7 protein-coding genes are annotated in these 13,631 nt (G+C 57.4%); 3 read left to right on the forward strand and 4 right to left on the reverse strand.

Annotation, left to right across the window (positions count from 1 at the left end; genetic code table 11):
* Nucleotides 1–30: 30 nt before the first annotated feature.
* A complete protein-coding gene (locus tag ACN28Q_RS15920) occupies nt 31–5,556 on the reverse strand; it encodes a glutamate synthase-related protein (protein WP_095847233.1) in 5,526 nt (1,841 codons plus the stop codon).
* 982 nt (nt 5,557–6,538) lie between these two features.
* On the opposite strand from ACN28Q_RS15920, the gene ACN28Q_RS15925 reads away from it, so the two are divergent.
* A complete protein-coding gene (locus tag ACN28Q_RS15925; protein ID WP_095847234.1) occupies nt 6,539–7,048 on the forward strand; it encodes an Lrp/AsnC family transcriptional regulator in 510 nt (169 codons plus the stop codon).
* A gap of 52 nt (nt 7,049–7,100) precedes the next feature.
* Here the strand turns inward: ACN28Q_RS15925 and ACN28Q_RS15930 are convergent, their stop codons facing one another.
* Nucleotides 7,101–8,117, reverse strand: coding sequence for a 1-aminocyclopropane-1-carboxylate deaminase (locus ACN28Q_RS15930; RefSeq protein ID WP_095847235.1), 1,017 nt, complete (start codon nt 8,115–8,117; stop codon nt 7,101–7,103).
* A gap of 195 nt (nt 8,118–8,312) precedes the next feature.
* Entirely contained in the window at nt 8,313–8,804 is a 492-nt protein-coding gene (locus tag ACN28Q_RS15935) for an Lrp/AsnC family transcriptional regulator (RefSeq protein WP_095847236.1), read from the reverse strand.
* A 350-nt stretch (nt 8,805–9,154) separates the two neighbouring features.
* Here ACN28Q_RS15935 and ACN28Q_RS15940 point away from each other — a divergent pair, with 350 nt between their 5' ends.
* Nucleotides 9,155–10,012: a DMT family transporter gene (locus tag ACN28Q_RS15940; RefSeq protein ID WP_165907117.1), complete on the forward strand. Its 858-nt coding sequence runs from the start codon at nt 9,155–9,157 to the stop codon at nt 10,010–10,012.
* Between the two features lie 94 nt (nt 10,013–10,106).
* On the opposite strand, the gene fadE is transcribed toward ACN28Q_RS15940, so the two are convergent.
* Nucleotides 10,107–12,563 (reverse strand): acyl-CoA dehydrogenase FadE, encoded by a 2,457-nt coding sequence (gene fadE, locus ACN28Q_RS15945; protein ID WP_095847238.1) that lies wholly within the window; start codon nt 12,561–12,563, stop codon nt 10,107–10,109.
* 252 nt (nt 12,564–12,815) lie between these two features.
* Here fadE and lpcA point away from each other — a divergent pair, with 252 nt between their 5' ends.
* On the forward strand, nt 12,816–13,397 hold the full coding sequence (gene lpcA, locus ACN28Q_RS15950) for a D-sedoheptulose 7-phosphate isomerase (protein ID WP_095847239.1): 582 nt from the start codon (nt 12,816–12,818) through the stop codon (nt 13,395–13,397).
* Nucleotides 13,398–13,631: the final 234 nt, after the last annotated feature.

The raw sequence follows: 13,631 nt of genomic DNA on the forward strand, positions 1-13,631 counted from the left end.
ATTCAATGTTCATTGTTCATCGCAACGCGATCAGGCCAGCTTGCCCACCGTCGCGGCCAGTTCAGGCAACGCGGCGCGGGCAAACAGCTCTTCGAAGTCTGGCAGGCTGCCCAGCGTCTGCGTGTTGCGCGCATCCTGATGGATAATCCAGCCGTAGGTCGCCAGGCTGTCCATCGAACGGATATTGCGCTGCTTCAGCGCCGCCTTGTAATCCGCCACGCGTTTGGCGGCGATCAGCGCAGCCAGCTCATCATCGCTGTAGTGCTCGATAGCGGCCCGGCCGTGGCGCTGCAGTTTGCTCATCAGCGCGAAATCCTCCGTCATCAGCAGGTTGCGCACCGCTTTCTGGGCGGCTGGGTCTTCCACGCTGGTGCCTTTGGGTAAACGAGAAAGCGCCAACTGCTGGGCGGTGCTCAACACGGTGTAGTTGTTGAGCAACACCAGCATTTCCGCCGTGTCGGTATCGCCATAGCCCGGCACTGCGCCGCCGGCGATGGTTTTGTTATCCCGCCATGCGCGTTTGAACTTGGCGACCTGATGGGTCGCCAGCGCGACGGACAGCTCTTCCAATAGATCCTTGCGCGGCTTGGCCTTGAGAATTTCGCCTGCGTCCTGATACAGCAGCAGTGCGCGCGGCATCACGTAAACAAAGTGCGCCCGTTCGGCCTGCCAGTTATCCAGCAGCCAGGCGGCACGCTCAGAGCCGGTAGCTTCCAGATGCCACTGCAGCATCGCCAGCACCGCTTGCTCATGCACCTGCGCCATGGCATCGTCGGCGGCGATGGCGCCGTACAGCACCGAGTCGCCGGCTGCGTGCGCGGCCAGTGTGCCGTAGGGATCGTACTGGTAGGCGAAACCGCCGCTCATACCGTTGCCGAAGCCCTTGCCAAAGGTGCCGAGGTTGAGCACGGCGCCGTTGGTCATATATTCACAGCAGAAATCCCCCACGCCCTCTACCACCGCCGTAGCGCCGGAGTTGCGCACGGCAAAACGGTCGCCGGCCTGGCCCTGCACAAACAGACGGCCGCCGGTGGCGCCAAACAGGGCGAAGTTACCAATCAGCACATTGCCGCCGGGTTCCTGTGAGCCGCCGCCCGGTGAGGTGACGATGATTTCGCCGCCGCACTGGCCCTTGCCGACGCCATCGTTACAGGTGCCGCTGTGCTGCAGGCGCATGCCATCGTTGCAAAACACGCCGTAGGATTGGCCGGCGGAGCCGGATGTGGCGATCCGCACGGTGCCTGGGTGCAGGTAGTGGCGACCGCGATCGTCGAGCAATACGGCCGGCATGTTGGCCAGCTGCGTATGATCCAACTGGTGGTTGAGCAGCCTTTCGATGTCGATCGCCAACTGGCCGCCCACGCTCTTGTAGCGGTTGTTGAGGGTGATGCCCTGGCCCAGTTCCAGATCGGTTAGCCCTTGCTCCACCAGCGCGCTGCGCAGCGGTGCTACCCAGGATTCATCCAGGTGGAAGTCTTTTTCCAGATAGACCGGGTGAGCGATTTTCACCTCCGGCACCACGGTCAGCATGGCGCGCAGATCCAACTGGCCCACTTCGCGCGGGTGGTCCATCAGGTGCAGCAGATCGGCGCGGCCGCGCGCTTCGCGCAGCGAACGCAGGCCGAGCCAGGCCAGAATTTCACGCACTTCGTGCGCCACGTTCATAAAGTACTGCGCCAGTTGGCGAGGATCACCGTTGAAGGCTTCGGCATTGGTGGTTAACCCCGCCGGGCACTTCACGTTGCAGTTTTTCGCCATGACGCACTTGAGCATCATCAGCGCGGTGGTACCGAATTCGAAGCTGTCGCCGCCCAGCAGTGCGGATTTCACTACATCGCTGCCGGTTTGCTGCGCGCCGGAGCAGCGCAGGGTGACTTTATCGCGCAGGCCATTGGCGCACAGCGCCTGGTGCACTTCGGCAATGCCGATTTCCGCCACGCGGCCAGTGTATTTCAGGCTGGTGACGGAGGCTGCACCGGTGCCGCCGGTGTTGCCGGCCACATTGATCACATCGGCGCCGGCTTTCGCCACGCCAACGGCGATGGTGCCGATGCCTTCCGACGACACCAGTTTGACGATCACTCGCACCCGCGCCGCTTTGCAGTCATGGATCAACTGCGCCAAATCTTCGATCGAGTAGGTATCGTGGTGCGGCGGAGGTGAAACCAGTTCAACCCCCGGCGTACCGCCACGGGCGGCGGCGATTTCCACCGTCACTTTCGGCGCTGGCAACTGGCCGCCTTCGCCGGGCTTGGCGCCCTGGCCGATTTTGATTTCCAGCTCTTCCAGCATCGGATCGGCCAGGTAGCCGGCCCATACGCCAAAGCGGCCGGAAGCCAGTTGTTTGATGCGTGAAGCACGCAGAGTGCCATGGCGTGAATAGTGCTCGCCGCCTTCGCCGCAGTTGCTCATGCCGCCAACCATGTTGGTGCCGTGCGCCACCGCTTCGTGCGCCGGGGCCACCAGTGCGCCGTGGCTCATGGCGCCGGAGGCGAAGGTGCGGGTAATTTCGCTGGCGGGCTGCACGGCGCTTAACGCTAACGGCGCCGGCGTAGTAAAGATGCGCGCCAGATAATCGGCGGCATCGCCTTGCGCGCGAAGGCGTAGCGTATCGTCCACGATTTCGCGTTCTTCAATCTCGCCGGCAAAGCGGTTGACGAGCGCCAGAGCAAGTGCCTTCAGCCGTTCAGCCGTTGGCTTCAGGCCGTCGACGGCGTCTACCAGGCGCAGTGTGAAGCGCCCGTCGCCTGCGTTTTCACACTCCAGCCCGCGAATCGCAAACCCGTTATTGATCAGCGCATAGCGGCCCAGCTTGCGGCCGAACTCCATCACGCTGTCGATGTGGGTTAAATCCGCCGGGAATGCCAGAATGTCGCGTAGCGCGGCCGGGCGACGTTTGCGTTCCTGGGCCATCAGGGCCGAGAACTCGCGGTAGTCCGGGGTCACCTGGAAGTTATCGATGGTGGCGTTTGACAGGCGATCAAAGCTGGTGTGGGCAAACGCGGCCGGCTTGAGCGCAAAGGCATCATCCAGCTTGGACAGCGTCAGCAGGCGCATGAAGCGATCTTCTTCACGCGGTTTGTCGACGAAGCGGATCGGCCGCTCCGTCATATCGATAAAGCTGCGCACGGCGATGGTGCCATAAGAGTGGCCGGCGCCCTCGGCGCGTTCTTTAAACAGCCCCAGCAGCGGCACATCGGCTTCGCCTTTGACCTTCAGCGCGCTTTGGTGCCAGTCTACCGTCATTTGGGCTATAGCGGCGAAGTCGGCGCCGCCCACCGGCGTTTTGATGTTGGGGAAGTATTTCTTCAACACCGGATCGTTGGTATCAAGGAAGTTCGGCTCGAAAAACTCACCGCAGGTGTAGCTTTCGACGGTGCACAGACCCACTTTGCCCATGGTTTTCATCAGCGCTTTTTCCGCCGCTTTGGCATAGCGTTTAAACGCTTTGTTGCCTTCCTCGCCTTCGCCGTATTTTTCTTCGGCGCGCATCTGCACGCCTAATGGGTAGATAGCCGAGGCGCCAAAGCCCAGCGCTGCGGCGATGTGGTGCGAAGAAATGCTCTGGCCGCTTTCCACAACCAGCGAAAGATCCAGGCGCAGGCCCTCTTGCACCAGCCGTTGGTTGATGGCGGAAACCACCAGCAGCATCGGCATGGCGGCGCGGGTAGAGGAGATATGGCGATCGGTGATCACCGCGATACCGCCTTGTTCACGGGCGAAGTCCACCACCTGCTGTGCCAGCGCATCAATCGCGGCTTCCAGCGCGTTGGCGTTGGCGGCGCGGCTGATGAGATCGTTGCCGATTACCGGCGTATACAGCATTTCAAAGCGGGCATAGGGCGCCACCTGCTGTTCGCGCAGGCGCAGCATATCCAGGTGGGTGAGGATCGGGCTGGGTACGATAATCTGCCGGCCCTTGCTGCGGCCCAGATGAGGTTTGGCGCCCAGCGCCACGCGCAGCGTCATACCGTCGGCCTCGCGGATGGAGTCCAGCGGCGGGTTGGTCACCTGCGCAAAGCGCTGTGAGAAATAGTGCGCGACGCCGCCTTCGTGGTCGGACAGCACGTTGATGGCGTTGCCGTAACCCATGGCCGAAATTTTTTCCGCGCCGGTGGCCAGCATCGGGTCCATCATGAACTTGAAGCTTTCCTGATTGTAATAGTAGGCGACAAAGCGCTGATAGCGTTCCAGATCGCCGTTGTAGCGCAGTGGCGAACCCTGTTTTTCTGCCGGGATCGGCGGCAGATCCTGCAGGGTGATGCGTGCGCGCAACAGCAGCGCCGGGTAGTCTTTTTCGGCCGCCAGTTTTTCCAGCGCTTCCACCGTGCTGAAGCTGCGTTTTTCCCGGTGATCGTAATACAGCATGCCGCCGGCTTCGATACGCCCGCGGCGCAGCACGCTTTCCGGCGGGAAGGCGATCTGGCCCGCTTCCGACATGGCGCCGATATAATCTGCGGTTTCCACGGAGCGCAGCGGGCGCAGGCCCAGGCGATCAAGCCGCGCGCCAATCACTTCGCCGTTGCCGAAAATCAGCGCCGCCGGGCCGTCGTTCTTCTCTTCATACAGCGAGAAGTATTCCAGCATGGCGCGCACTTGTGGCGACAGCGAATCGTCGTTCTCCCACGCAGGCGGCATCATCGACACCACAGCGGTGATCAGATCCAGATCGTCTTCCATCAGGCGACTGTGAATGGTTTGGTCCAGCCGCGAACTGTCGGACTGCCCCTTGGGCCGCACGATGTTTTTGCCGCGTGCCAGCGCCAGCGCGGCTTCGGCGATGCGGTTTTTACGATCGGTGTTCAGCTCGCCGTTATGCGCCATCAGGCGGAACGGCTGCGCCATGGTGGTGTGCGGATCGGTGTTGGTGGAAAAGCGGGTATGGAAGAACAGGCTGTGCACCGCGTGATCCGGATCGGTAAGATCGCAAAAATAGGGGATCACTTCGTTGGAGTTCAGCCGCGCTTTGAACACCTGGGTACGCGAGGAAAGCGAAAGCGGGTAGAGGCCGCCAAATTCGCTTTCGGTAAAGGCACGGGCTTCAATATCCAGCAGCGCGCGGTAGATGTGCTTTTCAAACGCATTCTGATCGGCGATGTCCTGCGGCGCGTTAAATATCCACTGCACGATAGGCAACTGGAAAGCGATCGCCGCAGGGCGCAGCACGCTGGTGTCGAGCGGAATATCCCGTTTTACTATCACGCCAAGCCCATAGGTGGCGAGCACGTCTTCCACCAGCCGTTCGGCGTTGGCGCGTAGCTCTGGATCTTTGGGCACAAAGAAGTTGCCCACGCCAAAGCGCCCGGCTTCCAGCGGCAGGCCGGTGAGTTTGCGGAAAAAGGCCAGAGAAAGATCCACGTTGACCCCCGCGCCATCGCCCACGCCTTCTGCTGACATACCGCCACGGTGCGGCACGGTACACAGCGCGCTGTGCGCCATACTGAGCACCTCGTGGGTTTGCGTGCCATCCTTACGGGTGATGAACCCTACGCCACAGCTATCGCTGGCCTGGGCCGGATCATACAGACCGTAGGGATAAGGGTTTGGATTTGTCATCGGGGTTCTCCTTTGCACGAAATGGGATCAGTTCGGTGCATTTCATGCAAATTGTTGATGTATAAAATATTATATTGTCGCTGACATTGCTCTGCTCATAAAAGAGCATTGAGCATATTTTCCCAGGCTCTGCTGGGGTACTCCCCTTCACCGCCAGAACGCGGGCACCTTTACCGCGAGCGATCCCTCACTGAGCCTGGCTATGCCTAACGCGTCAGTGGTTATGCCGCTCTCTTTTCCGGCCTCTCAAAACGATCTCACAAGTGGTGATGGCTTGCCTGATGAGGGAGTCTTCTTTTTAATTGCTTACTGCATAAATATGACGAGACGCTGTTCCGTCGGGGATCCTTCCAGCGGACTCCCAAATTAGCGACAAACCCAGAGCAGGTCAAATGGCATTATGGCTGCGGCCATTCAGGGATAATTTTTACTTATAGTTATGAAATAAAAGGTTTTTTTGAGTAAAAGGAGGGTGTTGTGACGGTTTGCGGGCATACCGAAAAATGGTTTCTATAACTGATAATGATTATTATATTAATTTTATGTGCTGGTATGTGATTTCATTATGGGGTTTTGTGCTGCTTTATGTTCTGAATTTGCATTATGGCGCTGTTTTTAACTTCTTAGTCATATTTAATGAAAGCGCGGCGGCAGATAAGAGAAATTAATGGGGTTAATTTGATTTTATTTGCACTTAAAATGAATTTTTATGCGTTTTTGGCTTAAGGGAAAACGGCGTTTTGTTTGGGTGGGGATCCACAGTGGCAGGCATGATTGCCGTTGGGGAAGGATAGCCTTTTGCCAACGCGAGTCAATAGCATTGGTCAGTCTTTTCGCATCAGCACAACAGTGGTTCGTTTTGGTCTGGATTCTATCCGTTTTGTATCGCCTTTTAGGGAAAAGGCTGACATTAATTACGAAAAATGGTTATCAGGCAAAATTATTGCCATACTGAATATTGTGATGCCGCTGCGAGGAAACCATGAAAGCTAAACCCCCAATCGTGACCCTGGACGCCGAGGAAAAAAAACCGCATGAGCTTGATCGTTTTGACATGGCGATCTTGCGCCTGCTGCAGGCGGATTCTTCCATCTCTAATGTCGCGCTGGCCGAGAAAGTCAGCCTGAGCCCGCCGGCCTGTTTACGGCGTGTGGAGCGGTTGAAGCAGGCGGGCCTGATTAAAGGTTATGTCGCGTTGCTGAACCCGCAGGCGATGAATGCCGGGCTGGTGGTGTTGATTGGCGTGGTGCTGGATCGTTCAACGCCAAGCTCGTTTGAAGACTTTGAGGCGGCGGTGCAGCAGATCAGTGGCTGCATGGAGTGCCATGTCGTTACCGGCGAGTTTGATTATATTTTGATGATTCGCACCAAGGACAATCAGAGTTTCAATCGCTTGCATGCGGAACAACTGCTGTTTCTGCCTGGCGTTCGCCAGATCCGTTCTTTTATTGGCCTGCGCGAGGTGCTTTCCACCACGCAGTTAACCTTTTAAAGCCGGGGCGCGGAGATGCCGAGGCCCGGTTTCCCGGGCCTGCGGTTTGCGATTAGCCGTTGCGGAACAGGTAGCTGTAGGCGCTCAGCGCTGGCGCACCGCCCAGGTGGGCATAAAGAACTTTTGAGCCTTTCGGGAATTCGCCGTTGCGGATCATGCCGATCATGCCCTGCATGGATTTGCCTTCATAGACCGGATCGGTCATCACACCTTCCAGGCGCGCGCACAGGCGGATGGCTTCCAGCGTGCCTTCGCTCGGCAAGCCGTATTCCGGCCCGCCAAAGCGGGTATCAAGCACCACGTCTTCTTCCGTGATCTCGCGGCCCAGTTCAACCAGGTTGGCGGTGTTTTGGGCGATGCGTAAAATCTGCGCCTTGGTTTTTTCCGGTTTTGCCGACGCGTCGATGCCAATCACATTGCGGGCACGGCCATCCGCGGCAAAGCCAACCACCATCCCGGCCTGGGTACTGCCGGTGACTGAACACACGACGATATAGTCAAATTTAAAACCAAGTTCCTCTTCCTGCTGGCGCACTTCTTCCGCAAAGCCAACGAAACCCAGGCCGCCATAAGGGTGCTCGGAACAGCCGGCCGGGATCGGGAACGGTTTGCCGCCGTTTTGTGCCGCTTCTTCCATGGCGCTTTTCCAGCTTTCGCGAATACCGATATCAAAACCGGCATTGTCCAGGCGCACATCGGCGCCCATAATACGCGACAATTCAATATTACCGACCCGATCATAAACTGCGTCAGAATAATTAACCCAGTTTTCCTGCACCAGAATACATTTCATTCCTAAATGTGCAGCAACGGCGGCTACCTGGCGAGTTTGATTTGATTGAATACCGCCAATGGAAACTAAAGTATCGCAGCCCTGAGCTAATGCTTCTGGGATCAGATATTCCATTTTACGGGTTTTATTGCCACCAAATGCCAAGCCGCTATTACAATCTTCGCGTTTGGCATAGATTTCTACATCGCCGCCCAAATATTCACTGAGCCTTTTCATTGGCGTAATAGGTGAGGGGCCAAACGTTAATTGATGACGTGGGAATTTTTCCAGATTCATAATAAGGCTCCGGTAGACAATGATAATGGCCGATTGGGGTATTCTATGGAGAACACGGTTATCCTGTACCCCAAATATTACACGAAACAAAACGAATTTAAATTGCTAATTAATTCTATTTTTTTATTAAAAATTTCAAGTATTTTTATATTTATTGTTTTAATGGCATAAAAAACAAGAAAAAACGAAACAAAATTAATCTTGCTGCAGCCACATGCCCTCCGCGGGCAACGGCAGTGCCGTTTTGTAGCGCACTTGCTTGAGGGCAAAGCTGGAGCGAATGTTGGCCACGCCGGGAATACGGGTGAGGTGGTTGATGATAAAACTTTCTATCTCATTGATATTATTTACAAGTACGCGTAGCAGGTAGTCTGCGTCGCCGCTCATCAGGTAGCACTCCATCACTTCCGGGCGTTCGGCGATCGCCTGTTCAAAGCGCTGCAATGCTTCCTCTATCTGACGATCGAGGCTCACGTGGATAAACACGTTGACGCGCAGCCCCAGGCGCTCGGGCGAAAGCAGCGTCACCTGCTGGCGGAACAGCCCAAGTTCTTCCAGCGCTTTGACCCGGTTAAAACAGGGCGTGGTGGAGAGATTCACCGCTTTCGCTAATTCAGCATGGGTGATTTTGGCATTTTCCTGCAGTTTATTAAGGATATTGATATCGGTTTTATCCAGTTTACGCATAAAAGAAAACCTTTCCTGTGAATGAAGGGCTGGATGGAAAATTCACACTGAAACAAACAGCGTTCGGCTTAATAACGGAAAAACATTCTGTCATGAAAATAATAAAATACCTATACCCGATAGATTTCGAGCTACAGGTGTGCAGCTTCCTGATTAATCGCCAAGCGTATTAATGTCGCTGGCCGGTAATTGGCGTTATTGGGGAACCTGGAAAAGCAAACTTCAACGAGAGAGTTAAAATAACAATGCATTACTCCCCGTCAGAAAGTAAAAACATAGGCTGGAACAAAACGCAGGCTGTTCATCGCTGGAAAGCCGCCATAGCGTCACCGCGGGTGTGCGGGGTGGCCATGCTGTTTTTGGCGATTCTGATTTGGGGCGCGAATTGGCCGGTCATGAAGATGGGGCTGCATCACATCACCCCTCTGTGGTTTTCCGCATTGCGTTTTGTTCTGGGTGGGCTTTGCCTATTCGCTATCCAGATTGTCACCGGCACGCTAAAGCGCCCACAGCGCCGCGACATTCCGTTACTGCTTAGCGTTGGCCTGCTCCAGATGCTGGCCTTCACTGCGCTGGGCGCCATTGCCATGATGGAGATTCCCGCCGGGCGCTCTGCCATCCTTGCCTATACCACCCCGTTGTGGGTGATGCCGGGGGCTATTCTGTTCTTTCGCCATCGGGTGACCCGCCCGGAGTGGATCGGGACGCTGATCGGCATTGCCGGCGTCGCCGTTCTGTTTAACCCGTTGACGCTCGATTGGGCGAACGGCGCGGTGTTGCGGGCCAATCTGCTGTTGCTGATGGGGTCATTCTGTTGGGCCATTTGTATTCTTCACCTGCGTTATTATCGCGGCGCTTCAAGCGCCTATCATTTGGCGCCCTGGCAAATGCTGATTGCGGCGGTACCGTTGCTGATCTTGGCCTGGTGTAAAGAGGGCCCTTACACCGGTGATAATTCTCTGCGTTTTTGGGAAGTTGCCCTGTTCGTGGGGCCGCTGGCCACGGCGTTCTGTTTCTGCGCCGTCAATGCGGCCAGCCAGTGGCTCACCAGTACCGTTATGGCTTCCTCGATGTTAGGCGTACCGCTGGTAGGGTTGTTGATTTCGGTGCTTTTTATGAACGAGCCTTTAACGCTGAGCCTGCTCGCCGGCGTTGCGGCGATCGTCGGTGGCCTGCTTATCGTGACCCTGATGCGGCCACGGCGTTAGCGGTAGCCTGCTAAATAGCGGCTGTTATGAAAGACCACGATATGGGGAAGGTGGGCGCCATGGCTGGCGCCCAAAATATCAGGCCAGGTGTTGCTTACGCCGCTTCAGTCTGCGGCTGGTGCTTTCCCTGCCGTTGCGGCCGATCGGGTTGGTGGGCCGCCAGCGTTTCCGGTGCAAAATCATCGACATTGATCGCCTGCAAACGGCTCTCTTCGGCCGCGATCAGCAGTTTCGCCTCGTCGCTGCTGATCTTGCCTTCTTCCAGCGCCTGTTGCGCCAGGCGATCCAGCCGGGTGAACGACAGGTTCTTGCCCGCCAGTTTGCACAAACGCGCGTGGATCGGCTCTGCGGCGATGATGTTCGCCAACGCGGCCTCCAGCAGGCCTACCGGGTTATGTGGGCTGGCCGCCAGGTATTGGCCGCGCCCCAGGCGGCTGCGGGTGGCGGAAGGTTCCTGCAGGATTTTCGCCAGTTGGTGATCCAGACGATCGGCCGGGGCGCTTTGTACGCGGCCGAACGGGAATATCACCCAGCGCAGCGCGCCTGCGATCCCACGGTTCGGGAAGTTGCGCAGCAGATCGTCCAGCGCCAGTTCAGCCTGATACAGGCAGTCCTGCACGCCCCAGTGCACCAACGGCAGATCGGCCTGCTGGCGCCCTTCATCGTCGTAGCGTTTCAGCGTGGCGGAAGCCAGGTACATTTGGCTGAGCACATCCCCCAGACGCGCCGAAATGCGTTCCCGGCGCTTCAGGCTGCCCCCCAGCACGCCCATGGCGACATCGGCCAGCAGCGCCAGGTTGGCGCTCAGGCGGTTGAGCTGCTGGTAGTAACGGCGCGTAGCATCTTTGGTCGGCGTGCCGCTGGTGCGGCCGTTGGTCAGACCTAGCCAAATGCTGCGCGCCGTGCTGCCGCCCACGTGGCCAAGGTGGCCGAACAACGCTCGATCGAAGGCGGGCAGATCATCGTGTTGCGCGGCGGCCATCTCTTCCAGTACGTAAGGATGGCAGCGGATGGCGCCCTGGCCGAAGATCATCATGCTGCGGGTCAGGATATTGGCGCCTTCCACGGTGATGGCGATTGGCGCACCCTGGTAGGCGCGCGCCAGGAAGTTGGATTCGCCCAGCATAATGCCTTTACCGCCAGCGATGTCCATGGCGTCAATAATCGCCCGTTGCCCGCGGTGGGTGCAGTGGTATTTGACGATGGCAGACAGCACCGCCGGCTTTTCGCCCTGCATCAATCCGCTGGTGATAAGCGTGGCGGCAGCATCCATTACGTAGGCGTTCCCGGCGATGCGCGCCAACGGTTCTTCAATGCCTTCCATCTTGCCGATTGGCATCTTGAACTGGCGGCGGATACGGGCATAAGCGCCGATCGCCAGCGCGGCGGATTTCAGGCTGCCGGTGGAGTTGGCGGGCAGGGTGATGCCGCGGCCAACCGACAGGCATTCCACCAGCATGCGCCATCCCTGACCGGCCATCTGCGGGCCACCGATAATATAATCGATCGGCACGAACACATCGCTGCCGCGGGTTGGGCCATTCTGGAACGGGATGTTCAAAGGGAAATGGCGGTTGCCGATCTCAACGCCCGGCGTGCGGGTTGGGATCAGCGCGCAGGTAATGCCGGGCGCGGGGTTATCACCCAGCAGGCGATCCGGATCGTACAGTTTGAACGCCAGCCCCAGCACGGTGGCCACCGGCGCCAGCGTGATATAGCGTTTGTTCCACGTCAGGCGCATGCCAAGTACCTGCTGGCCTTGCCATTCGCCCATGCACACCACGCCGGTATCGGGAATGGCGCCGGCGTCGGAACCGGCTTCCGGGCTGGTCAGCGCAAAGCAGGGGATCTCATCGCCGCGCGCCAGAGCGGGCAGATAACGGTTTTTTTGTTCGTCGGTGCCGTAGTGTTGCAGCAACTCACCGGGGCCGAGAGAGTTAGGAACGCCGACGGTGATCGCCAGTATGCCGGAAACCCCGGCCAGCTTTTGCAGCACCAGCGCCTGGGCGTAGGGTGAAAACGCCAGCCCGCCGTATTCTTTTTTAATGATCATGGCGAAGAAACGGTGCTCTTTCAGGAAGGCCCAAAGCTCGGGCGGCAGATCGGCCAACTGATGGGTGATTTGGAAATCATTCGCCATACGGCAGGCTTCTTCTACCGGGCCTTCGAGGAAGGCGTGTTCTTCCGGCGTTAATTGCGGTTTAGGATAGTTATGCAGTTTGTTCCAGTCCGGCCGGCCGCGGAACAGATCGCCTTCCCACCAGGTGGTGCCGGCGTCGATTGCTTCTTTCTCAGTGCGGGACATCGGCGGCATTAGCTTGCTGAAGGCGCGCAGCGCCGGGGCCGCCAGCAGCGGGCGGCGTAGCGCGCTAACATTCAGCGGCAGCAACAGCACTGCCAGCGGCAACAATAGCCAGAAAGACCACAGGCCGGCCACGCCCATGATCGCGGTATAGCCCAGCAGGGCGAGGCTGCCAAGCGCCAGCGAAACCCGGTGGTAGAACAGCACGCCGATAAGCGCCAGTAAGGCAAGAATGCTAAGAACCGTCATAATGTCGCTCCAAAGTCCTAAGAGGTCTGACCTGTTATCTATGATGGTTTTAGTTTATGCACATGTTTTTATCAATGCGTTTACACTTTAATTACAACGTGGCTCACAAACTGGCAGCACCTGCAGCTAAAAAATCACGTGTGCCTCAACCGAATGCGGCTTTTGTTGACAATGCTTCTCGCTATTTGCCCAATCCGTTACACTGCGGACGAAAGATTGACAATGCCACAGGATTAAAAGAGGGCTCCTCATATGTACCAAGATTTGATTCGTAGTGAACTGAATGAAGCGGCTGAAACCCTGAAAAATTTTATCAGCGACGACGCCAATATTGAGGCTATCCAAAGCGCGGCGGTGTTGCTGGCCGATTCCTTTAAGGCCGGCGGTAAGGTGATCTCTTGCGGCAACGGGGGTTCCCACTGCGATGCCATGCACTTTGCCGAAGAACTGACCGGCCGCTACCGCGAAAACCGCCCGGGCTACCCGGCGATCGCCATTTCCGATGTCAGCCATCTGTCCTGCGTCAGCAACGATTTTGGCTATGAGTTCGTGTTCTCACGCTACGTGGAAGCGGTGGGGCGCGAAGGGGATGTATTGCTGGGAATCTCCACTTCCGGCAACTCCGGCAATATCATCAAGGCGATTTCGGCGGCGCGCGCCAAAGGGATGAAAGTGATCACCTTAACGGGCAAAGACGGCGGTAAAATGGCCGGTACCGCCGATGTGGAAATTCGCGTGCCGCACTTTGGCTATGCCGATCGCATTCAGGAGATCCACATAAAAGCGATCCATATCTTGATCCAATTGATTGAAAAAGAAATGGTTAAGGCTTGATGGTGTTGTGGGTATAGCGCGCTTGCGCTATACCCGTCATACTGCAAGTTGCTGATGCGTTGGCTTGATGCCTCGGCCCATTCGGGGCCAGCGTAAGCGCCGTTCAAAAACGCTTTTGGCGTTTTCGTTCTGCAAGGCGAATGAGTTAGGGTAGGTACCTGAGCGTATCAATGAATACCGGCGTGAAGCGGTGAGGGGAGCAGGTTCTGCTTCCCGGCAAGCGGTAATGCCAAT

This window comes from Gibbsiella quercinecans, assembly GCF_002291425.1.
Classification (GTDB): Bacteria; Pseudomonadota; Gammaproteobacteria; order Enterobacterales; family Enterobacteriaceae; genus Gibbsiella; species Gibbsiella quercinecans.